Source organism: Photorhabdus asymbiotica (genome assembly GCF_003634575.1).
In the GTDB taxonomy this organism is placed as follows: domain Bacteria; phylum Pseudomonadota; class Gammaproteobacteria; order Enterobacterales; family Enterobacteriaceae; genus Photorhabdus; species Photorhabdus asymbiotica.
This window is the reverse complement of sequence record NZ_RBLJ01000005.1, coordinates 205318-228342: the sequence shown is the minus strand read 5'-3', so window position 1 is coordinate 228342 and position 23025 is coordinate 205318. Positions and strand designations below refer to the sequence as shown.

The following is a 23025-nucleotide window of genomic DNA, read 5'->3' as shown; positions in this document are numbered from 1 at the left end:
AACGAATGAAAATTTCTAATATAGCAACCGGGAAGTTACTCCCGGTTGGGCAGCCGATGAATACGAAGAAGACGTTTATTAACAAGCTAAAACAGGATATTGGTTGGATGGCGGTTTGTTGTCGTAAGTGGCCGATATGGGTGGCAATGATATGCCTATCCGTGGTGGCTATCTTTTCTTCTCCCTCAGTGTTTGCCGAGTCACTAAATTGGAACGCTGATACGACCTTGAAAGTCTTGGGGCCTGAGCGGATGGTAAAGCGCAGTGATGGAGTAATCACTTACCCGGCAGCGGGTAAAGCGACATTAGATGTGTTTCCGTTTTATAGGAAGAGGATAGCGAGTAAAACCACCTCGTATGATCAGAAATTTCTGGAGGATGTCCGGTTCCAGCTCAGAGCAGGGCGCGGGGAAATTTTTAAAGTCCCTAGAGTGGTGTCAGGCAGTTACGAATGTACAATTATAGCCAAATCTCATTATTACCATACTAAGAATCCTATTGAAGGAACAGCCATTCAACACTTTACGGTGAGTCTTGATAAGCCATACCCCAATGAAAATCTTTCTCAACCATTATATTTCCAGCCGGAAAATCCTAATAATCAGGATGATAAGAATATAGCAGAGGGAAGGATAAGCGACCTCGATTTTGATGTGTCCTGTCGTGGGGTAAATTTTTCATGGCAGCGGAATCCTGATGAAAAAGTCGAATTTGATAGTGACGATAACGCACCAATTTTAAGTATTTTGGCTGATGGAGAGGAGTTCATGTCGTGGTCCAAACCACGCTTTCCGCCTATCAAAGACCCGGTAACAGTACTGGACCCGCCGGTTTGCGGCTTAGATTTTGGCACCCCAGGCGCTTTTGTGGGTGTAGTGCCGATGGGAGAGGTTCTTCGGTCGCTCGGGCCATATCCAGCACTGCTTCCAACAAATTCACTCAGCGACGAGTATACCCCATTTTTTCCTATGAACATTATATGCACTGTAAGCGATAAGAATAGTACTGGCGGAGTGGCCACTTTGCAGTTTTCTGCCTCACAGCTAGCTGATAATAATGAAAGTATCGTGGTGCCTAACTTCGATAACGCGTTGAGGATAAAGGTGGTGCCGAATGTGATAGGCGGGAATACTCAGTTGGCGGCGCCAAACGTGAAAGACAGGCCAGTAAAATTTGGTCCTCCAACTAACCCGGCGGATGTTCTGTATTTTACTGTGGGTAATACGCCAAACACCTATGTCTCTCAAAACCGATTTAATGTGCAACTTTGGCAAGTAAAGGCGTTAGATCCTGGTACTTCTGGTGAATTTCAGACCACTATGAACGTAACGTTAGTCGTGCGATAACGCCTACGATGGCAGGGTATTTAAATATGGCATGGGCTTAGTCGCCCGAGTGCTTCATCTCAATAAATCACACTATTTCATTTCTCATGTGGTAACAGATTGACCAGTTAGTCACCAGGGGAGAGTAAAATGACAATCAATGTTAATGATTCAGTGCTGCTTCAGATGAGCGGCAACCAGACCGATTTGCCTGGCAGTCAGACGATTACCGGCAAGCAGAGTAATCATGGGGATTTTCGTCTGCCTGTCTGCTTGTCTCACTTGAATGATACACCGTTGTACCTGGCGGTCGCGTATTGGGGATTATTGAAGGGGCGCGGATTTACCAAAAATGAAATTAGTCAGGTGTTTCGGGTGTCAGAACGCCGGGCAAGGGATGTGATGAATTATATCTACAATGAGCGGCGTGATGTGATTTCCTGTGAAAAAGTCTTTTTTCGTGAAAAACGCAGGAGTCGGCGTCTGATGTTGATTGTTACGGCAGTCGCTAAACCTATGCCCCAGAGGAACCAGATACTGGTGACAAAAACGGTGAAGTCGGCCAGTTCCCTGACATCAGCACGGATTCATCATATGCGCACTTGGTTTTTGCAACGCGCTTGTGGTCCGTTTATTTCCTAAAGTATATGACACATGTGGTTGTCTGGCGGGACATAATGGAGGACGAATTTTTATCGATTCTGTGTGGGATGCCCTATGGGATGCTGATAAGTCGGGTAGTACTGGTTATCATTGTCGTGTTACTTACTGTCGGTGGGTTGTTACTGGGGAATAAGATTCGCCACTCTTTGTATCCCCGTATGCTATTAGCTTATTGGTGTCGAACCTGGATCGTGCCACTGTTGTTTATTGTTATCGGGCTGGTGTTGATGTTTGGTGTAGGGGAGGAGGGTTGGTTAGGCCACCTATTGGATGAGATTGATTCCGTATTGGTTGGTCTACTTTTTGAGAACCAGGGTGATGTGTCGTCATCTTTGATGCTGTCTTGTGGGTTTGCGGTGAATAGCACTGTTGGCTGTTCACCGGCTGAGTTGCACGGGTTACCCGGTGCAGAAAATAATAATCAGAAGCAGGTTCTCTGAATAACAGGGCAATCTATTCAGTTTAGTTTCTGTTACGGCTGACGCGCATCACATCCGGCATAATTCGGATTTTGCGCATAATATTTGCTAATTGAATACGGTCTTTAGTGGTCAGCCGGATAAAAGCACAGTAAACCCGGCCATCTTTCTCTTCTGTATTCATGCTCTGAATATTGGAATTTACCGCGTTAATGGCGGCGGTCAAATTTGCCAGCGCCCCTTGATGGTTAAACATATCCACTTTTATTTCAGCAATAAAATCGCTGTTAATCTCTTTATCCCACTCTACCGCCATAAATTTCTCAGGCTCTTTCTGATAGCCACGAATATTACGACAGGATTCATGGTGGATAACCAACCCTTTACCGGGGCTGATATGGGCGATAATCGGATCGCCGGGGATGGGCCGACAGCATTTGGCAAACGTAATAAGTACACCGTCAGCGCCTTTGATGGGTAATTTACGTGCTCCGCTGTTATGACTACTGGTGCTGGCGGTATTTTCTTGCGCACCTAGCAGGTTGCGGGCGACGACGATACTCATGGTATTGCCAAGCCCGATTTCAGCCAGCAGATCATCGATTGTCACGAGTTTCATTCTCGTTAACTCTTTATTGATATTTTCCGGTGGAATATCAACCAGTTTTTTCCCGTTACCCAATGCGTGATTTAGCAAACGGCGGCCTAGCCCAATTGAATCTTCGCGCTTAAGGTTTTTTAGCAATTGGCGAATTTTGGCGCGCGCTTTTGAACTGACGACAAAGTTCAGCCAGGCTGCGTTTGGTCGCGCGCCCGGCGCGGTAATAATTTCCACTGTCTGGCCGTTGGTCAGCGATTGAGATAGTGGATAGGGCTGGCGATCAACTCGCGAACCGACACAGGCATGACCAATATCGGTGTGTACAGCGTAAGCAAAGTCAACCGGGGTAGAGCCCGCGGGTAGCTCGACGATACGCCCTTTCGGGGTGAAAACGTAAATCTCATCAGGAAACAGATCAGATTTAACGCTTTCGATAAATTCAAAAGAGTTGCCGGCACTTTGCTGTAATTCCAGCAGACTTTGCATCCAGCGCTGAGCACGGACTTGGGCCGCTGTACCGGATTCACCTTGTTCTTTGTAAGTCCAGTGTGCCGCGACGCCCATTTCAGCCATTTGTTCCATATCTTCGGTGCGAATCTGGACTTCAACGGGTACGCCGTGAGGACCAATCAGGGAAGTATGCAACGATTGGTAGCCGTTAGCTTTGGGGATAGCAATGTAATCTTTGACTCTACCAGGGCGGGGTTTATACAGGCTGTGCATCTGCCCCAAAACGCGATAGCAGATATCAACATTGTTAACGATGACCCGAAAGGCATAAATATCCATAATGGAATGGAAACGCTGCTCTTTGAGGTGCATTTTCCGGTAGATAGAATAGAGATGTTTTTCCCTGCCGCTGACTTTGCACTCAATATTGGCTTCGGCCAGCCTGCCGGCAATTTCAGACAGAATTTTCTGGATCATCTCTTTACGGTTGCCACGGGCCGCTTTTACCACCTCTTTGATAACACGATAGCGGTTAGGGTGGAGGGCTTCAAACCCGAGTTCCTCTAACTCAGTTTTCAGGTGGTGAATACCCAGACGATGAGCCAGGGGGCTGTAAATTTCTAACGTTTCCCGGGCGATACGACGGCGCTTATCTGGACGTAACGCCCCGAGAGTGCGCATATTATGGGTACGGTCTGCCAGTTTGATCAAAATGACACGGATATCTTGCACCATCGCCATAATCATTTTGCGAAAGTTCTCTGCTTGTGCCTCTTTTTTATCGCGAAAATTCAACTTATCAAGCTTGGAAACCCCTTCAACTAACCCGGCGACCACCGGGCCGAAAGGTTGGGCGATATCTTGAAAGGTGGCGGGCGTGTCTTCAATCACATCATGCAACAAAGCGGCCATCAGTGTTTCATGGTCGAGACGCATCTCGGCCAGAATACAAGCAACCGCAACCGGGTGCGTAATGTAGGGTTCGCCACTGGTGCGGGTTTGCCCTTCATGAGCATCCCGCGCAACAGAGTAAGCCTGCTTGAGGAGTTCAATTTGACTCTCAGGCAGGTATTTCTGGATAAGCAGATTCAGGCTTTCGAACAGATACAAGGCAGACCTACCGTGGATTAACGACGACTTTCCGCGATAGCAGAAACCGCTTGCATTTCTGCTGCTTCCTGCTCTTGTTGTTCCTGGCGCTCACGGACATCCAGGATCTTACCGTTAATCAGCCCCTCTTCCACTTCACGCAGAGCGATAACGGTCACTTTATCGTTCTCTTCCGCAACCAGCGGGTCTTTACCGCCTGTTTGTAGTTGACGTGCTCGACGAGCGGCGACCAACACCAGGTCAAAACGGTTACCAATTTTTTCTACAGCGTCTTGAACAGTTACGCGTGCCATATGTGTGCGACTCCACAGGTAAAGAAATGACTGGGCATGATACTGAAACTTGGTTCAGTCTGCCAATAATTTGCTGATTAAAGCATCATGCCGTTGTGCCTGGCGCTCCCGATGCAGGCGTTCTGAACGGATGATGGTGTGCAGATCGGCCAATGCCGTATTGAAATCATCATTAACGATTAAATAATCATACTCGTTATAGTGAACCATTTCTGCAACCGCTTGTTCCATACGTTTTTCAATAATATCTTCACTGTCCTGACCTCGGCCGCGCAGACGGCGACAAAGCTCCTCTTTTGACGGCGGCAGGATAAAAATGCTACGGGCAGATGGCATTTGTTTGCGGATCTGCTGTGCTCCTTGCCAATCGATATCAAGAAAAACATCAACCCCACTGGCAAGAGTTTCTTCGATCACTTTCCGGGATGTACCGTAATAATTACCAAAAACACGGGCGTGTTCCAGAAATTCGTTATTATCGATCATCTGGCGAAAAGCTTGTTCCGTGATAAAAAAATAGTGCTCACCATGATTCTCACCGGGGCGCATTGCACGCGTGGTATGAGAAACAGAAACCTGAGTATCATACAAAGGTTGAGTTTTTAACAAAGCCTGAATCAGGCTTGATTTACCCGCTCCGCTTGGCGCAGAGACAATATATAACGTACCTTGGATCATGGTGGTATCTTGGTTGATTGGATAATAATTAAATAAAGCAGAATAAAATTCTTATAACAGTATACACATACCCGCTCACACAGTCGCGTTGCCGATGCATTTCAGCCGAAATTTTGTTGGCGAAGGATTGCTAATGGGTATTTTGTATCGTTAGGGGGGAGTTCTTTGCTTAGAATTTTGCTCTATGAGTTATCATAACTGTTGTTAAATGAAACAAAAATGTTGTATTTGCTGTTTTATGTGTCATGATTGCTTGGTCGAAAAGGAGGTGTGGATGAAATACAGTGAGTTCCGCCGATGGCTAATTTCTCAAGGAGTTCTAATAGAGAAGGCTAGGGGTGGAGGAAGCCACCGAAAGGTATCCATAAACGGTAAATCGTCGGTTTTCCCCGATCATGGTTCCAAAGAGATTCCTGAACCATTGAGGAAGAAAATAATGAAGGATCTGGGGCTTTAAGTTCCGGTTATCTATCTTAAAGAGAGGTACTATGTTTAATTATCCTATAAAACTAGAATATGACGAAGAGACAGGAAGTTATGTGGCAAGTTGTCGTGATCTTCCCTTATTCAACTCAGTCGGTGACTCAGTTGACGAAGCTCTTCTAGAATCTATTGATGGGTTGGTTACGGCTATTTCTATAGAAATTGACAAACGTCGGCCTATACCTGAAGCATCCATGTTGGAGGCAGGTGAATACATCGTCACTCTTCCTATTCTCGTCGTAATGAAAGTGGCATTGCATAATGCAATGGTAGAAACAGGAACACGCAAAGCCGATCTTGCTCGACGGCTGGGACAAAAGGGGCCGCAGATTGATCGGCTTCTTGATGTTGAACATTCATCAAAGGTTGAAGTTGTTGAATTGGCTTTGCATCAGTTAAATAGAAAGCTAGATATAGTCGTTAATACTACATTACATCATTAAATAAAATATCACATAAGTTGAGATATTTTGCGAATGAAAGTAATTGAAAGAGTAACATGAACAAGTAAGCGGATAATATGATTAAGTGTGAGCGATATTGGTTGTTGATTTTTCATTTGAAGTTTTGAGTTATCGTTTTTAATTTTTATTAGCAAATCAGTATAATAACTGGAATTAAATATTCTGATATTTCAGATTAATAGCAAATAAGATGAATGATAACTCGGTCTATTATCTGTATTGCTTGGATATTCAACCGGGGATTGCTCCCCGGCTGTTTTATTAATGATCTTTATTGATTATTGCTATCTGCTTTTCTCTTCCAGGGGAAATTATCTGGGTTATCATGGGGGACTGACTTCTTCGGGTTAGCATTTTCCGCACTCGTCGGTCTCAGGACGGCCGGGTCTTTAAACTTATCATTTGGATTATCGTCTGGCGGCGTCCAGAAAGCGACATTATGAATCCAATGGCAGTTGTCTAGCATTTCAATTGACGGCACCCCGTTTTCCCACTTACTTTCCCATTCAAATTTCTCTTCGGGTTTACGTTCCCATGAAAATCCAGCCCCTTTGCAGGTTGCTGTGTAAACCAGGTCTGTCACGCTAGATTCCATGACGTTTTGGTCTCCCTGGAACTTGTGGGTATCATGATTTACAACAATAGCATCCGTATAAAGGTTTGCTGTGGCTCGCCCAGGCGCTCCATCTTTACGTTTGGCAACCATCTTACAGTGATACATACCTGTGACCACATGTGGAACCTTGAAGATTCTGTTTTGTGCTCTAACCCAAAACTTGGCGTCTTTTAACATCAAATCGCCGGTCGGCGTTGGAAAATCATAATCAACTACTGGTGGAAAGACACCCACTAAGTTAGTGGACCCCCTTGCTGGGTAATGAACCGGCTTACCTTGGTTGTCTTTCCCATTGATTATTGGCTGCCCGAGAGCTCTGAATAGGACTTTTGGGTTCCAGGGAGGAGTCGCAGGGTACCCTAGGTCTTGTACTGGTACTTTAGGGCATTCAGTAGCGGCCAATACTGAGGTGGAAAACAGCGCCCCGATAGACGCGCACATTACCCATGCCGACCACCGGCGATTTCGACCAACATTCTGCTTCACTCTGTTGATGAACGTTTTTTCCGTGTTCATCGGATACTCTGATGGGGAGTGTTCCCCGATTGGCATATTAAAAATTTTCATTCTTTGTGATAACCCTGTCCCGGCCAGATTGCATTGGCCTTTTAAGGGTCCTCCTTCTTTAAATGATTATTTTCTGCATCGGATTACCCGTGCAGGCCGTTATTACAGATTGCATTCATATAAGGGTATTGCTGGAACTTATGTTTGAGGAGAAATCGTCTTGATTCATATTACCCTCCTAAATTTAAGGTGGTATTGGATTGACCTTTTTTACCCACAGGGGAGCTTATACCGTAGAACTGAATCCCTTGCGGATTACGCTGATTTTCTATTGCGACTAATTAAGACATAAATAAGTTTAGCAACTCTTTAAGAAAAAGGTAATAGAAATATAAAAAGATTAAAAGAATGTGATAACTAATAGTTATCGGTTGATAACTGTAGGTTAACGCTACAGTTGATTGTTTTAAGATTATTTCCCACAGCTAAATGACAAGAGTGATAATAATGAGATTTAGGCAGAAGAATTTAAAGGAGATATACATATTCTGGGCTATTATTACTTGAATGAGTAACTTAATTAACTAACAGTTAATTGTAAGAAAGAAAATAAGGGATTGTTAAGTTTTTGTCGTAATTTTCGCTTTATATGGTTTATAAAAACTTAGTTATTTTGAGATTTTTAATATTTATTTTTCAAACTATTTCGTAAAGTTATTGTCTTTTGAGATTTATTTGGCAGTTGATTATTGGTAATAACAGCGGGTGGGTGAGTTGATATTTAAAACGGAATAAGCGATGGGTTGAACCGGGTATTATGGTTTAGCCTTGGTTTTCGTGTTTTTTAGTCACTCCTAATAACAATTATTGCGTGCTCAACCGGGGATTGTTCCCCGGCTGTTCTGTTAACGATTTTTATTTATTGCCGCTATCCGCTCTTTTCGTCCCGGATAGATTATCTGGGGTAGCGTTGGCATCTGATTTCTTCAAGTCAGCACTTTCCGCACTCATCGGCCTTAGGACAGCCGGGTCTTTAAACCGATCATTCGGATTGTCGCTTGGTGGCGTCCAGAAAGCAACATTATGAACCCAATTACAAAGGTCTTGCATTCTAATTAACGGCACCGAGTTGTCCCACACACTTTCCCATTCAAATTTCTCTTCGGGTTTACGCTCCCATGAAAATCCGGTCCCTCGGCAGGTTACTGTATAAACCAGGTCTGTCACGCTAGATTCCAGAACATTTTTGTCTCCTTGAAATCGGTGGATGATATGATTTGCAACGACAGCATCTGTCTCAAGGGTTGCTGTGGCTCGCCCGGGCGCTCCATCTTTACGTTTGGCAATCATCTTACAGTGATACTTACCTGTGACCACATGTGGAACCTTGAAGATTCTGTTTGGGGCGCTAACCCAAAACAGACCGTCTTTTAACTTTAAATCGCCTGTCGGCGTTGGAAAATCATAATCAACTACTGGTGGAAAGACACCCACTAAGTTAGTGGACCCCCTTGCTGGGTAATGAACCGGCTTACCTTGGTTGTCTTTCCCATTGATTATTGGCTGCCCGAGAGCTCTGAATAGGACTTCTGGGTTCCAGGGAGGAGTTGCAGGGTACCCTAGGTCTTTTACTGGTACTTTAGGGCATTCAGTAGCGGCCAATACCGAGGTGGAAAAAAGCGCCCCGATAGACGCGCACATCACCCATGCCGACCACCGGCGATTTCGACCAACATTCTGCTTCACTCTATTGATGAACGCTTTTTCAGTATTCATCGGATATTCTGACGGGGATTGTTCCCCGGTTGGCAGGTTAGAAATTTTCATTCTTTGTGATAACCCTATTCCGGCCAGATTGCTTTGGCCTTTTAAGGGCGCTCCTTAATTTAGATGATTATTTTCTGCATCGGGTTACCCGTGCAGGCCATCATTACAGATTGCATTCATATGAGAGTAATTGCTGGCACTTATGTTTGAGGAGAAATCGTCTGGATTCATATTACGCTCCTAAATTTAAGGTGGTATTGGATTGACCTTTTTTACCCACAAGCGAGCTTATACCGTAAAACTTAATCCCTTGCGGATTACGCTGATTTTCTATTGCGGCTAATAAGACATAAATAAGTTTAGCAATTCTTTAAAAAAAAGATAATAGAGAAAGCAAAAAATTAACAGAATGTGATAATAAAAGATTATCAGTCTATAACTATTGGTTAACGCTAAAGTTGATTGTTGATGGTGGTTTTTAAGGTCATTTTTACAGATAAATGATAAGAGTAATAATAATGAGATTTAGGCAGAATAATTTAGAGGGGATATACATCTTTATGGCTATTATTACTTGAATGAGTAACTTGATTAACTAACAATTAGTTGTTAGGCAGGAAATAAAAGATTGTTAAGTTGTTGTCGTAATTTTCACTCTATATGGTTTATAAAGAATTAGTTATTTTGAGATTTTTAATATTTATTTTTCAAACTATTTCATAAAGTTATTGTCTTTTGAACGTGATTTGAAAGTTGATATTGGTAATAACAGGGGGTAGGTAAGTTGATATTTTAAATGGAATAAAAGATAGGCTGAACCGAGGAATTATGGCTCAGCCTTGGTTTTCGTGTTTTTTAGTCATTCATAATAACAAGGGATCAATCATCATATTCGCTATGTACTATATTGTCTCCCATATCCAACAGATCCCAGGCTAATCTTTGACCATTTGCCCGTAAGACGGTGAATGCGCTGCTGGATGCACTTAGGCTGATGATATCTTGTAGTTGGGTTATTCCAGGTGGTATCTGGATATTAAGCTCTTTGAACCCCCAAGCGACCACGCTACGATTTGCTCGTAGAGCCGCGAAAGCATAATGACCTCGTGAGGAATCATCAAGATCAGTTGTACTCAGGCTGACGATATCCTTTAATTTGGCAACCTCAGGAGGGACACTGATAGTACCCCAGGAGACCACACTGCGGTCTGCCCGTAGGGCTATGAATGTGGTTCTTGATGAGTATAGGCTGACAATATCTTTTAATGCGGCAATTTCGGGTGGAATCTGACCACCAGAGCTTGGCTCCCCCCAGGCGACGACACTGCGATCTGTACGCAAAGCGGCGAAAGCGCCATTTGTCGCACTTAGACTGATAATATCCCGTAATGAGGCGATTTCTGGTGGGACTTGGCCGCCATAGTCTTGATGTCCCCAAGCGACTACGCTGCGGTTTGCCCGCAGGGCGGCTAAAGCATAAGTTGTTATACTTAGGTTGACAATATCTTGCCATTTTGCAATTTCAGGCGGTATCGAATATCCGGGCCAGGTGACTACTGTGAGGTCTGCTCGCCGGGCGATGAAAGTATTATTTATTACACTCAGACTGATAATATCCTGTAATTTGGCAATATCGGGCGGAACTCGGACTTTTCCCCAAGAAACCACGCTGCCGTTTGCCCTAAGGGCGGTAAAGGTATCATTTGTGAAGTTATATACTGCATTGAATTTGTGTTTGCCACGGTTGTCATCTCCGCAATAGAATTGATTACGGTCTGGCCACCAGGCTGCACAGACATGATCCGAAAGGTTATGTATTGAATTTATGCTTATAATGTCCTTTAATTCAGCAATTTCTGCTGGTAATTTGCCGCCATATTTCTGATCTCCCCAAGCGACTACACTACCGTCTGCCCGTAGGGCAGAGAAAGCATAATTCGTTGAACTCAGGCTGACAATATCCTGTAATTTAGCAATTTCTTCTGGAAGAGTGCCGCCATACCTCTCATCTCCCCAAGCGACCACGCTACGGTCTGCCCGCAGGGCTGCGAATGCATAACCTGTTGAACTCAGGCTGACGATATCCTGTAATTTGGCAATTTCTGGCGGTATAGAGCCGCCGCCGCCCTCATCTCCCCAGGCGACTATTCTGCCATTTGTTAATAACATGGCGGTTGCGGTGTAAGTGGAGGTGATGGAGGCCTTGTTGTCTTTCCCATTGATTATTGGCTGCCCGAGAGATTTGAATATGTATTCTGCGTCCCAGGGGGGAGTCGCGGGGTACCCTAGGTCTGGTGTTGGTTTACTGGGGTATTCAGTAGCAGCCAATACCGAGGTGAAAAAAAGCGCCCCTATAGATACGCACATCACCCATGCCGACCACCGGCGATAGCGAACCGCTATTCGGCCAACACCCTGCTTTACTCTATTAATGAACGTTTTTTCAGTATTCATCGGATATTCTGACGGGGATTGTTCCCCGGTTGGCATATTAAAAATTTTCATTCTTTGTGATAACCCTATCCCGGCCAGATTGCCTTGGCCTTTTAAGGGCGCTCCTTAATTTAGATGATTATTTTCTGCATCGGGTTATCCGTGCAGGCCATCATTACAGATTGCATTTATATATACCCGTCATCTTTCAAGTTGCCTCTTTGTTGGCTGCGTTCACTCACCCCAGTCACAGAGTTATCTATGCTCCCGGGGATTCGCTCCCTTGCCGTCGCGATGCATCTTGAAATCCATTGGGTATAAGAGTATTGCTGGCACTTATATTTGAGGAGAAATCGTTTGGATTCATATTACCCTCCTAAATTTAAGGTGGTATTGGATTGACCTTACCCACAGGCAGTCTGTACCGTAAAATCTCTGCTCAATGGATTAACTAGTAGTCGTATTCATAATGTAATTTATTGTCACCAGTCGACCCCCAGCCAACTCTCTGACCATCGGCCCGCAGTACGGTAAATGAGTGTCTTGATGCACTTAGGCTAACGATATCTTGTAATTGGGCAATGTCGGGTGGAATTTGACTACTGGAGTCATTTCCCCAAGCGATCACTCTGCCATTTGGTAATAACATGGCGGTTGCCCCTCTGGTAGAGGCGATAGGCGTATTATTATCAGCATGATTACTCCTGTTTGGTTGCCAATATTGTTTTGTAGGATTACTGCCAGTATCGATGTTTGGTGAGGGATCGTTATTTTGATTCATATTGTTCTCCTAATGGTGGTGATATCGGATTGATCTTTTTACCCACAGGGGAATTTATGCCATAAAACCTATCCTTTGCGGGTTAAGCTGATTTTATATTGCAACTTAGAGAGAGGTTATCGGCTAATAACTTTAGGTTAATACTAAATTGATTTTTTGGTAGTTGGTTTTAGATTATTTTTTATCGATAAGTGATGAAGGTTAAAATTATGAGGCTTGAACGACGGAATTTAGAGGAAATGTACATATTTATGGCTACTAATTAATACGTAAATATGTTACTTAATTTACTAAGTATTAACTGTAAAGCAAAGAGTAAAAATCACTAGGGTGATGGTTGTAATATTTTTTTCCAAATTGTTTGGTGGAGTTATTTTATTTTGATATTTATTTGAAGGTTTATTTTGGTAATGACAGGGGACGATAAAATTAATATGTGATAGGCTGAGTCATTATATTTGGTTAAATCATTGATTAATAGCTCGCAATAACAAAATATTACTTAGTAAATTAACTAATCGTATCATTATGTGCTTTGGTATCGAGGCTTTTCCTGCTAACTCTCCGTTGTTCACCCGAAAGACTGCTATAAAAGAAAACAAATATGAAAAACCCCCGAAAGATGTTTTTCATATCGTTTGGATTAAGTTGTTTTGAAGCCAAAATGCAGTTTACAATTGCAAGCTTTGGCGTAGTTCAATAGTGTCTTAAGTGTTGGGTTTCCATTTCCTTTTTCAAGCCTGGAAATATTCGCTTCTTTTGTTCCCATACGCTGTGCAACTTGATTTTGAGTTAAACCAGCAGCATGCCGCATGCGTAATAGAGTATTAATTAGTTCGAATTCTGGCTCTAGCGCATCATACTCAGCTTTTACATCTGGGTTAGCTAATGCTTTGGATTTTAGAGACTTTAAGCTACTCATTTTGTAACCTCTTTCATTCGTTCATAAGCGAGATCAAGATCCTTTTTAGATATCTTCTGGTTTTTCTTAATAAACGCATGAAGGACAATGATATTTGGACCTTGTAGATATACCCGTTATCTTTCAAGTTGCCTCTTTGTTGGCTGCACTCGCTCACCCCGGTCACATAGTTCGCTATGCTCCCGGGGATTCACTCCCTTGCCGTCGCGATGCATCTTGAAATCCATAGGGTATAGCAAAACAATCCGCGTCCAATACCTTCTTGCGCTTTGGCTCGAATCTCGAATAGGCCTTTTCCTATTGGCTTAGTGTGTGGCTCTCCAAGATTAGCGCCATATTCTTCAATGAGCTCAAGCAGTTTTAGTATACGTGCCTGAATTCCGGGTGGCATATCTAGGATCACACCCTCGACACCATCATAGAACTCAATGTTCCAGTTCATATTCAATATTGCCCTTAAACTTATCTTATATGATAAGTTTGTAAGTTGTCAAACCTCTGTTTTCGATGAAAACCCGAGTGGCGGAGATTGTTGATTGCAGCTCTGAACCAAATATTAAATACATCAGGTTTTCACCATGATATCTACTCTATGCAGTATATAAAAAAGTCCATTACCTTGGGATTTCAGTTAGTTATTCTTAGAACCGCTTCGCAAAGTTATGATTTCTGCCTTGGACAGCATCTCTTTATCCTCTATTTTGCCGTTATGCATGGATAGCCAAGGAGCAACGGATGCTTAATTTATTGATATTGATTCTGTTTATTGTTTTCAGTACACCGATAGTTGCCGATGAGACATTGAATACAGAGAAAGATTGCCCGGATTGAGCGGGTATTTTTTACATGCTCCGCACGAAGGGGTCTGACGGTTCTAGTTATCTTTCTTCTCTTTGCGGGTTCAGGTGTTCGTTATGATGGCATCGAGGGCTGAGATAATTTCATTTCTGGATGAGGCTACGTTGCATACAAAATCTGATTTGTTGATTTTTTTTGCATCCAGAAACGTTATTGCCGGTGTAAATATATAATAACTATTATTATTAATGACCACCTGAGGGGTGATTCTTTTCTGGTTGAGGCTAATGTCATTTTTAGATACCAGAGGAACAATAATCCTTGTTGTTAAATCATCAAAATAATCATTCTGGATAATAAGGTAAAACGGCCAAAGTCTGTTTGTTTTGGCCGATGGATTACGATACACATCAAATTGCTGTGGCATTACAGGCTCCCGAAAAATTCATCGTCTGTGAGCATTCCAGCTTTCGCCATGAATATGTTCATAGCCTGCATATCTTCTTTCTCTTTCTCTCTCTCATCCTGTTTAGCTTTTATAGCCTGCGCCAGAAGAATATCTAGTGTTGCTGAGAGATTCATGTCCATACTATGGGCTTTATCGACCAGTGAAGCCGTCAGGTACACGTTGGTGCTTCTTTTGGTGCTTCTTTTGATGCTGTTACGGGGAGAGGTAACGGTATTCATGGTGTTTACTCCTATGCGCAAAGGTATGCGCATAAGTATGATGGGTAACGGAAAAACAATCAAGTATCCTGCTTCTTGAAAGACTTAGAATTTAATTATTAATTGCAATGCAATAAGCAATGCAATTAATAGTTAAATAAGTCAGGTTCTCACCGTAATTATCTGTTTTGTGCAGTATATAAAAAAGTCTGTTACTTTGGGGGTTCAGGCAGTTATTCTTCGAACCGCTTCGCAAAGTTATTATCTCTGCCTTGGACAGCATCTATTTATCCTCTATTTTGCCGTTATGCATGGATAGCCAAGGAGCAACGGATGCTTAATTTATTGATATTGATTTTGTTTATTGTTTTCAGTACACCGGTAGTTGCAACTGAGACATTGAATACAGAGAAAGATTGTCCTGCATGGTCGCAGGACAAATTGCAACGTGAAACAAAAAGCCTGATGCAACAGATGGCTCGATGGGATCAGCTTTATCGTCAAAAAGGGATCAGCGAGATCGATGATGAAGTTTATGATCAATTAATGGCGGATCTAATTCATTGGCAACTTTGTCTGAAACAAGAGCCTCATTCAGATTTTCCGGCAACAGTTTTTCCCGATAATAAGCTGGTTCATCCAGTTGCTCATACCGGATTAAGTAAACTGAAAGACGAACGGGAAATTAACCGATGGCTGCACGGCAGATTACCTGTCTGGTTACAGCCAAAGATTGATGGTGTGGCGGTAACATTGGTTTACCAGCAAGGGAAATTAGTTTCATTAATCAGCCGGGGTAATGGCTCTGAAGGCGTAGATTGGACGGCGAAAAGCCCATATATCTCCGAGATTCCCCAAGAGATAGAAAATGCACCGCCTTATATGGTATTGCAAGGGGAGCTTTTTCTGCATAAAAACGGGCATATACAGCAATCCTCTGGCAGTGATGGTGCACGTAATCGTGTTGCGGGGTTGATGATGCGTAAGGAGCATTCGCCAGAATTAAAGCAAGTCGGTGTGTTTATCTGGAGCTGGCCTGATGGTCCTGTTGATATGGACGGTAAATTGCAGAAATTAGCGAATATGGGGTTTCCATTAGCGCTTCGCTACAGCCATAAAATAGAGAGGCCAGAACAGGTACAGAAACTGCGGATGCATTATTTTGAACAACCTATGCCTTTTGCTACAGACGGTATCGTGCTGAAACAGGAAATTGAACCTAAAGGAAATCAGTGGCGGTCTGGATCTAACAGTTGGGCTGTGGCATGGAAACACCCTTTACGCCATCAGGTCACACAAGTCAGGGAAGTGAGTTTTACTATTGGTAGAACGGGCAAAATCTCAGTTGTGCTTGGTCTGGATAAGGTAAAGCTGGATGACCGACAAGTCAGCCGAGTCAATATTGGTTCAGTCCGTCGCTGGCAACAGTTGGATGTGTTACCGGGGGATCGGGTGACTCTTACGCTGGCGGGTCATGGTATCCCGAAATTAGCTCAGGTGGTGTGGCGGATTAAAGAGCGCCAGGATATTCAGCCACCCGATAAGCAGCGTTATCATGCGTTGAGTTGCCTGACGTTAACGGCAGGTTGCGAACAACAGTTTAATGCCCGGCTGAAATGGCTTGGTGAACATTTGCATATGACAGGTGTCAGTAGCGGTAGTTGGGCAATGCTGACCGAACAGAAATTAGTCACTGATTTAACCAGTTGGTTAACGCTCTCAGTGCAAGATATTGCCGCTTTACCGGGAATCGGAGATAAACGAGCACAGGCTATTTATTCACAATTCAGTAAGGCAAAAAATCAACCTTTTTCCTATTGGATGAAAGGCATTGGAGTGCCTTATATGGATAAGTTGTCTAACGATGTTGATCACTGGCAGCAACTGGAGCAGAAATTAGCTGAAGCGCAGTTAAAGCAACAGCTGACTTCCGGGCAATTGAAAAAGTTATCTGAATTTGTCAATGATACGCGGATTAAAGCCATCGCGGAAAAACTGTCGGTATCAGGAATAAAGGGCTTTGGCCGGGAAAACGGGGCTGGTCCGAACCCCGTTAGTATGAATCAGTGATCAGAGTGTTCATAATTAAAAACAGGTAATCCAAGGCGGTAGCGAATAGCAACCAATCTTGCTGTCAGGCCGGCGATTAGAGTAATCAGAACAATGCTGTTTTGCGGTAGTGGCGTGTGCTGTAAGCCGATGTATAACCAAGCGGCGGCAAAAGAGACACCAGCATAAATCTCTTTCTGGAAAACCAACGGAATGGTGTTACATAGCATATCGCGTAACACGCCACCGAAAACACCGGTGATAACCGCAGCAATGGAGGCGATTATTGGGCTATAGTTCATATCCAGCGCAATCTGCGCGCCGATAATGGAGAAGACAATCAAGCCAATGGCATCAAGAATAAGAAACAGACGGCGTAAATGCTTCATCATGGGAGCGACCCAAGTGGTGATTACGGCGGCGCAGGCGACGGTGACAATATATTCAGGGTGCTTAACCCAACCGAGAGGATAGTGCCCAAGAAGTATGTCCCGAACGGAGCCACCACCAATGGCAGTTACCGAAGCAATAATAATCACGCCGAACATATCCATTTTACGGCGGCCTGCGGCTAAAGCTCCGGTCATCGCTTCAGCGGTAATACCAATGATATAAAGAACACTCAGTAACATAGATTATTCGATATGCACAGCGTAAAAAGATAAGGGTAATGTCGAAATGGTAAAGTCTCGACTGAAATTTTTTAGTTCCATCTATTTCAGATTAGTATTTTTTATTCGAAAAAACCTGATGTAAGGATAATGCAATGGACTTTCAGGAACGGCAAATCACGTTTGACAATCGCAGCCATCAGCTTACTAATATTAATGTCTGGACACCAGACAGCCAGTGGTTAGCGTATGATGTTCGTCCCCATGGTGCTTCTTTTACCGGTTTAACGATAGAAAAAATTCATGTACACAGTGGTAAATCAGACATTATCTATCAGGCCGAAGAGGGCGCTCATGTTGGCGTGGTGACAGTCAGCCCAACCGAACCTGTCCGGTATGCGTTTATTCATGGGCCTGAATTCCCAGATGAGCAATGGCATTATGATTTTCATCATCGGCGGGGCGTGATTGTCAGTGAGGATGCGCCGGGAAAAGCGGTTACGCTGGATGCAATGGATATTACTGCCCCTTATACTCCGGGAGCGTTGCGCGGGGGCAGTCACGTTCATGTATTCAGCCCGGATGGCAGCCGTTTGAGTTTTACTTATAACGACCATGTTATGCATGAGCTTGATCCAGCGCTGGATTTACGTAATATCGCTGTTGCTGTGCCTCTCAAATCAGTTGAACCGCCTAAACAACATCCTCGTGAATATGATGGTAACTATTTCTCCGTTGTTGTCAGTAGTACAGAGTCTCAGCCGGAGCCAGGTAGTGATGAGATTAACCGTGCCTATGAAGAGTGTTGGGTAGGTCAAGCAGGGTATTGTAAAGAGGATGGAAATTGGCAGCGTTGGGCGTTGGCATTTATTGGCGATACCATTTCTGCAACAGGGGAAAAGGTACCGGAAATCTATATCGTTGATTTACCCGAACAGGACACTGATTATGCAATTGCAGGGGAAAAACCGCTGGAAGGTACGGAAACGACATTACCGGCACCGCCTGCTAATGTTATGCAACGTCGTCTGACATTTACCAATCATAAACGTTGGCCGGGAGTAGTGAATAATCCACGTCACTGGTTGCGGGCTTCACCGGATGGCGAACAGATTGGTTTTTTGATGAAAGATGACAATAGCATTGTCCAACTGTGGACAATATCGCCAAATGGTGGAAAGCCACGTCAGATAACGAAGGGTAGTTATGGTATTCAATCTGCTTTCAGTTGGGATCGAAGCGGTCAGTATGTTGTTTTTATTTGTGATAACAGTGTGATGCTGTGTGATGTGCAAAATAGTCAAATGCAACGTTTGACAAAGCGTACCGAGAAAGCACCTGCTGCGGAGGCAGTTGTGATTTCACCTGATAGCCGTCATGTTGCCTTTATGCGTGAAGTTGATGGCTATACGCAAATTTTCCTGGTAGAAACCGGACTCAAATAAATATATACCCAATAGATTTCAAGTTGCAGCGCGGCGGCAAGTGAACGAATCCCCAGGAGCATAGATAACTATGTGACTGGGGTGAGTGAAAGCAGCCAACAAAGCAGCAACTTGAAGGATGAAGGGTATATACCTAATAGATTTCGAGTTGCAGCGCGGCGGCAAGTGAACGCAGCCAACAAAGCAGCAACTTGAAAGATGAAGGGTATATTTGTTACCAGTTGGCTATCCACTGGTGGCAATTAATCAACCAGAACGAATGATTAATTGGTTTTAGGCTGATTTTGTGCTTTTTCTATTTTTTCAATTCGTTCTTTTGGTGAATTTGCTGACTGATCCTCATCAGATTTTATATAGTCATAAGGTAATAAAAAGGTATCTAACAGTGCAGAAAAAGGGAGATCAATCGCTAGCAATGGTCTCACTACCCAGCCAGTATTATCATCTTTCAGCATTTCGATATTTGCCTTGGTGCCGGGATAATAACCGCGGCTAGGTCCTGAATGCGTCATGATGCTGGTACATCCGCTGATTAACAGCCATCCTAATGTGACGCAAAGTAGAATTAATTTATTACTCTTCATCGGTTCTATTGATCTCGTATGGTCAAATAGCCAGAACATTCCACTTTAACTAAGTTACTCTGTTACCTGTTGGGTGACTAATATTTACTAGGAGAGCTTAGCTAAGGGATTCTATACCCTTCATCCTTCAAGTTGCTGCTTTGTTGGCTGCTTTCATTCACCCCAGTCACATAGTTATCTATGCTCCTGGGGATTCGTTCACTTGCCGCCGCGCTGCAACTTGAAATCTATTGGGTATATATCAGTCACTATAATCACGTTATGCAACATTGAACATAGCATTAATACCTGAGAATAGTGAATTTTTTATGTCACACGATTTTTTCGTTCTTCTGATGAATAAAAAACCAATTCAAACCATCATTTAAGGATCAGGTGATTTGGTCTGAGCTAATACACTTAATTGTTGCCATTTTTTACCCGATGATTGGCGGGTTGTATGTGAAATTTGTTGGAACAGATCGGCAGCCTTGCATTAGCCTTCAGTAAACGCACAAAAACCGGCCTATTCAAGCCATTGGATTTATAATTTTCTGATTAAATAGGTACTGCTTAAGAAGAGTGGATAAATAAGGAATGTTATTCTCTTCTTCTTAATGCATAAAACATCCTACAAACTCTGATAATAATCATGTAAAAGTCCTCGTTGTCATTTAGCTCCTGCATTTCCCAGCAGGAGCTTTTTATTGTTAATTTCAGGCTGCTTGTTGATGTGCCAGTTCAATTTCTTCCGCCAGAATTGCAATGCCTTTTTCGATACTTGTTGGGTCAGGAACGTAGTTCATACGCATACATTCGTGAGCATGCGGCCAGTTTTGCTCCAATCCGGGGAAGAAATAGTGACCTGGAACCATTAGCACACCGCGTTTTTTCAGTCTTTGATAAAGCATTTCTGTTGTTATGGGCAGGTTTTTAAACCACAGCCACAGAAAAATAGCGCCTTCTGGTTTATGAATCAGGCAGAGTTCTGTTGGTAAGTAACGACGGATAATATGAATAACGTCTTGAACGCGTTGCTGATAGAACGGGCGGATAACTTCCTGTGACAAACGAAGCAGGTCATTGCGACGGATCATTTCCAATGCGATTGCTGGGCCTACCCCGCCAGGTGCAAGGCTGATGATGCCATTCATGTTACTGACAGCATTGATGATTTTATCGTTAGCAATAATGATTCCGCAGCGTGAACCCGGTAGACCTAATTTGGATAAGCTCATGCACAGAATAATATTGGGATTCCACAATGGCGTGGCCTCGCTGAAAATAATACTTGGGAAGGGGACGCCATAGGCATTATCAATCAGCAGTGGGATTTGATGTTGTTGGGCCAAGCGATCTAACCGTTGTAGTTCTTCATCGGTGATGACGTTACCGGTTGGGTTGGTTGGACGGGAAACACAAATCAAACCAATATCTTCGGTAATTTTCAGATGATCAAAATCAACGTGATATTTGAATTGACCTTCTGGTAATAATTCAATATTGGGTTTATTGGCAACAAATAAATCGTCATTTAGTCCTGAGTCGGAATAACCAATATATTCTGGTGCCAGTGGGAACAGCACTTTACGAATAGAGCCATCTTCACTACGCCCAGCAAGCAAGTTAAACAGATAGAAAAATGCACTTTGGCTGCCATTGGTCAGGGCAATGTTTTGTGTGCCAATTTCCCAACCAAACTTTTCGCGTAACATTTTTGCCAGCGCTTGAATGAGCGTATCTTTACCTTGAGGACCATCATAGTTACATAGCGTGTCAGCCAGTTGACCGTTTGCGGCCATTTCAGTGAGTAATTGCTGAAAATAGTCATCCATTTCTGGGATATGTGCCGGGTTGCCGCCGCCTAGCATAATCGCACCGGGAGTCCTCAACCCTTGATTAAGATCATTCATCAGGCGGGTTATGCCTGCATCTTGTGTGAATTTGTTACCAAATTGAGAAAAAATCATAGCCACGTTCGTTATCAGTATGTGTTTGGGTTAGGAGATATAACACCATACTCCGCGTACAATCGGCGTGCAATCGGGAAAATTATGACTATTGGTTATTTAATATTTAATTTGGCATTTCAAATAAGTGTTAAATGGTTTAGTTAACATCCAGCTTTATTATTCAATTGAATTTTAGCAAAAACTGCCGCAAATTCTGGCCCTATAAAACAGTTAAATAATCGATCATAAAAAATTCGGCAATGAATGATTTAACAGAATGTGAATCGGGTTATTGGCAGTGTTATTTGGCATTTATATTTATACCCTTCATCTTTCAAGTTGCTGCTTTGTTGGCTGCTTTCACTCACCCCAGTCACATAGTTATCTATGCTCCTGGGGATTCGTTCACTTGCCGCCGCGCTGCAACTCGAAATCCATTGGGTATATTATGCAAAATTACAATACCTTAAATACGTCAGATTAAACTTGTTTTATACCTGTTATCTTTCAAGTTGCCTCTTTGTTGGCTGCACTCACTCACCCCGGTCACATAGTTATCTATGCTCCCGGGGATTCGCTCCTTTGCCGTCGCGATGCATCTTGAAATCTATTTGGTATACACTGTTTTAAACTCGAAAACCCGATGTTGAATAGCAAAATGTCACGAAAAAATAGTCAATGCCCGTGTTGGTTTTCAACATAAACTTGCTCGAAAATTTATTGCTGAAAATCAAGTGGTGTTAGTTGAGATGTTAAAATCAGCCAACCGGTTAAAAAAATGCAGAGACAGCGGTGAGCAGCTATAGTGCAATCGTCATTAACTGAATTCATTTTCGACATAGACAGCTTGTTATATGGTCATTGACTAAACCAGTAGCCTGCATAAATGCATAACAAGTAGTACTGCCGGTAAATTTAAAACCTCTCTTTTTCAGCGCTTGTGATAATGCATCTGAAATCTCTGTTTTTACCGGTACCGCTGTGATGGTTTTCCACTGATTAATAATGGGTTTGTTATCGACAAAATGCCAGATAAAAGCACTGAATTCTTCTCCTTGTTGCTGCATTTTAAGGTATGCTAGCGCGTTGTTAATAATCGCGTTAATTTTGGCACGATTACGGACAATAGTGCGATCCTGCATTAACCGTTCTACATCATTTTCATTCATGACGGCGATTTTTACCGGGTCAAATTGGTGAAAACATTTACGGTAGCCTTCACGTTTTTTCAGGATAGTCAGCCAAGATAACCCAGATTGCTGCCCTTCCAGGCAGATCATTTCAAACAGCTTTTGACTGTTTTTTTGGGGTTTTCCCCACTCATTGTCATGGTAAGCCAGATACTCAGGATCAGAGGTGACCCAATGACAGCGTGTCAATTCCATCGTTGTGATTTCCTGTGCTGTTGGTTGAGAATCGATCACACTTT

The 23025-nt window shown here is 43.2% G+C and carries 24 protein-coding genes; 8 read left to right on the top strand and 16 right to left on the bottom strand.

From position 1 onward, the window contains the following. The first annotated feature begins 5 nt into the window (after positions 1 to 5). The 3 genes from BDD30_RS20740 to BDD30_RS20730 all read left to right on the top strand — a co-directional run bounded on the left by BDD30_RS20740 (position 6) and on the right by BDD30_RS20730 (position 2428). Positions 6 to 1346 carry a hypothetical protein gene (locus tag BDD30_RS20740; RefSeq protein WP_012776400.1) on the top strand — a complete coding sequence of 447 codons (1341 nt, stop codon included), beginning with the start codon at positions 6 to 8 and terminating at the stop codon, positions 1344 to 1346. Positions 1347 to 1475: 129 nt separating this feature from the next. Then, entirely contained in the window at positions 1476 to 1967 is a 492-nt protein-coding gene (locus BDD30_RS20735) for a CaiF/GrlA family transcriptional regulator (protein WP_012776401.1), read from the top strand. 35 nt (positions 1968 to 2002) lie between these two features. After that, positions 2003 to 2428, top strand: coding sequence for a hypothetical protein (locus tag BDD30_RS20730; RefSeq protein WP_041381465.1), 426 nt, complete (start codon positions 2003 to 2005; stop codon positions 2426 to 2428). A gap of 22 nt (positions 2429 to 2450) precedes the next feature. On the opposite strand, the gene spoT is transcribed toward BDD30_RS20730, so the two are convergent. Genes spoT through gmk form a run of 3 tightly spaced genes read right to left on the bottom strand, consistent with a single transcriptional unit; the run spans position 2451 to position 5539 of the window. Beyond that, positions 2451 to 4568, bottom strand: coding sequence for a bifunctional GTP diphosphokinase/guanosine-3',5'-bis pyrophosphate 3'-pyrophosphohydrolase (spoT, locus tag BDD30_RS20725; RefSeq protein ID WP_012776403.1), 2118 nt, complete (start codon positions 4566 to 4568; stop codon positions 2451 to 2453). 17 nt (positions 4569 to 4585) lie between these two features. Further along, on the bottom strand, positions 4586 to 4861 hold the full coding sequence (gene rpoZ / locus BDD30_RS20720) for a DNA-directed RNA polymerase subunit omega (protein WP_011144672.1): 276 nt from the start codon (positions 4859 to 4861) through the stop codon (positions 4586 to 4588). 54 nt (positions 4862 to 4915) lie between these two features. Continuing rightward, positions 4916 to 5539 carry a guanylate kinase gene (gene gmk, locus BDD30_RS20715; protein ID WP_012776404.1) on the bottom strand — a complete coding sequence of 208 codons (624 nt, stop codon included), beginning with the start codon at positions 5537 to 5539 and terminating at the stop codon, positions 4916 to 4918. 274 nt (positions 5540 to 5813) lie between these two features. On the opposite strand from gmk, the gene BDD30_RS20710 reads away from it, so the two are divergent. Both BDD30_RS20710 and BDD30_RS20705 read left to right on the top strand, forming a co-directional pair. Continuing rightward, a complete protein-coding gene (locus BDD30_RS20710) occupies positions 5814 to 5996 on the top strand; it encodes a type II toxin-antitoxin system HicA family toxin (RefSeq protein ID WP_036778383.1) in 183 nt (60 codons plus the stop codon). 31 nt (positions 5997 to 6027) lie between these two features. Continuing rightward, the gene (locus tag BDD30_RS20705; RefSeq protein ID WP_012776405.1) at positions 6028 to 6465 is read left to right on the top strand and encodes a type II toxin-antitoxin system HicB family antitoxin; all 438 of its coding nucleotides are present in this window, start codon (positions 6028 to 6030) and stop codon (positions 6463 to 6465) included. Between the two features lie 292 nt (positions 6466 to 6757). On the opposite strand, the gene BDD30_RS24445 is transcribed toward BDD30_RS20705, so the two are convergent. The 9 genes from BDD30_RS24445 to BDD30_RS20655 form a co-directional block, all read right to left on the bottom strand. After that, positions 6758 to 7219, bottom strand: a complete 462-nt coding sequence (locus BDD30_RS24445; protein ID WP_231849168.1) for a hypothetical protein — start codon at positions 7217 to 7219, stop codon at positions 6758 to 6760. A 1305-nt stretch (positions 7220 to 8524) separates the two neighbouring features. Beyond that, positions 8525 to 8986, bottom strand: a complete 462-nt coding sequence (locus tag BDD30_RS24440) for a hypothetical protein (RefSeq protein WP_249039948.1) — start codon at positions 8984 to 8986, stop codon at positions 8525 to 8527. 1269 nt (positions 8987 to 10255) lie between these two features. Then, positions 10256 to 11881, bottom strand: coding sequence for an RCC1 domain-containing protein (locus tag BDD30_RS24435; RefSeq protein ID WP_012776408.1), 1626 nt, complete (start codon positions 11879 to 11881; stop codon positions 10256 to 10258). A gap of 379 nt (positions 11882 to 12260) precedes the next feature. Continuing rightward, a complete protein-coding gene (locus BDD30_RS20680; RefSeq protein ID WP_012776409.1) occupies positions 12261 to 12590 on the bottom strand; it encodes a hypothetical protein in 330 nt (109 codons plus the stop codon). A gap of 643 nt (positions 12591 to 13233) precedes the next feature. Continuing rightward, on the bottom strand, positions 13234 to 13512 hold the full coding sequence (locus BDD30_RS20675; RefSeq protein WP_012776410.1) for a helix-turn-helix domain-containing protein: 279 nt from the start codon (positions 13510 to 13512) through the stop codon (positions 13234 to 13236). After that, positions 13509 to 13583 (bottom strand): hypothetical protein, encoded by a 75-nt coding sequence (locus BDD30_RS20670; protein WP_249039953.1) that lies wholly within the window; start codon positions 13581 to 13583, stop codon positions 13509 to 13511. The genes BDD30_RS20675 and BDD30_RS20670 overlap by 4 nt, the downstream gene beginning before the upstream one ends. Before the next feature lie 119 nt (positions 13584 to 13702). Continuing rightward, positions 13703 to 13903, bottom strand: coding sequence for a type II toxin-antitoxin system RelE/ParE family toxin (locus tag BDD30_RS20665; RefSeq protein WP_231849170.1), 201 nt, complete (start codon positions 13901 to 13903; stop codon positions 13703 to 13705). Positions 13904 to 14413: 510 nt separating this feature from the next. Next, positions 14414 to 14737: a CcdB family protein gene (locus BDD30_RS20660; protein ID WP_012776412.1), complete on the bottom strand. Its 324-nt coding sequence runs from the start codon at positions 14735 to 14737 to the stop codon at positions 14414 to 14416. After that, on the bottom strand, positions 14737 to 14997 hold the full coding sequence (locus tag BDD30_RS20655) for a type II toxin-antitoxin system CcdA family antitoxin (protein ID WP_081461551.1): 261 nt from the start codon (positions 14995 to 14997) through the stop codon (positions 14737 to 14739). Before BDD30_RS20655 ends, BDD30_RS20660 begins: the two co-directional genes overlap by 1 nt. A 312-nt stretch (positions 14998 to 15309) precedes the next feature. Here BDD30_RS20655 and ligB point away from each other — a divergent pair, with 312 nt between their 5' ends. Then, complete coding sequence (ligB, locus tag BDD30_RS20650; RefSeq protein ID WP_012776414.1) at positions 15310 to 17046, top strand: NAD-dependent DNA ligase LigB; 1737 nt, start codon at positions 15310 to 15312, stop codon at positions 17044 to 17046. On the opposite strand, the gene BDD30_RS20645 is transcribed toward ligB, so the two are convergent. Further along, complete coding sequence (locus tag BDD30_RS20645; protein WP_012776415.1) at positions 17040 to 17657, bottom strand: trimeric intracellular cation channel family protein; 618 nt, start codon at positions 17655 to 17657, stop codon at positions 17040 to 17042. The two genes, ligB and BDD30_RS20645, sit on opposite strands and share 7 nt — an antisense overlap. Positions 17658 to 17791: 134 nt before the next feature. On the opposite strand from BDD30_RS20645, the gene BDD30_RS20640 reads away from it, so the two are divergent. Both BDD30_RS20640 and BDD30_RS24825 read left to right on the top strand, forming a co-directional pair. Beyond that, on the top strand, positions 17792 to 19081 hold the full coding sequence (locus BDD30_RS20640; protein ID WP_012776416.1) for a YidR family protein: 1290 nt from the start codon (positions 17792 to 17794) through the stop codon (positions 19079 to 19081). A gap of 72 nt (positions 19082 to 19153) precedes the next feature. Further along, positions 19154 to 19276 carry a hypothetical protein gene (locus BDD30_RS24825; protein WP_269450443.1) on the top strand — a complete coding sequence of 41 codons (123 nt, stop codon included), beginning with the start codon at positions 19154 to 19156 and terminating at the stop codon, positions 19274 to 19276. A 68-nt stretch (positions 19277 to 19344) separates the two neighbouring features. Here BDD30_RS24825 and BDD30_RS20635 read toward each other — a convergent pair whose 3' ends face one another. From BDD30_RS20635 to BDD30_RS20620, 3 genes are all read right to left on the bottom strand, one after another. Continuing rightward, positions 19345 to 19665 (bottom strand): YceK/YidQ family lipoprotein, encoded by a 321-nt coding sequence (locus tag BDD30_RS20635; RefSeq protein ID WP_012776417.1) that lies wholly within the window; start codon positions 19663 to 19665, stop codon positions 19345 to 19347. Positions 19666 to 20360: 695 nt separating this feature from the next. Further along, entirely contained in the window at positions 20361 to 21614 is a 1254-nt protein-coding gene (locus tag BDD30_RS20630) for a valine--pyruvate transaminase (protein WP_012776418.1), read from the bottom strand. An 809-nt stretch (positions 21615 to 22423) separates the two neighbouring features. Further along, complete coding sequence (locus tag BDD30_RS20620; protein ID WP_012776419.1) at positions 22424 to 22981, bottom strand: DNA-3-methyladenine glycosylase I; 558 nt, start codon at positions 22979 to 22981, stop codon at positions 22424 to 22426. Between the last annotated feature and the right edge of the window lie 44 nt (positions 22982 to 23025).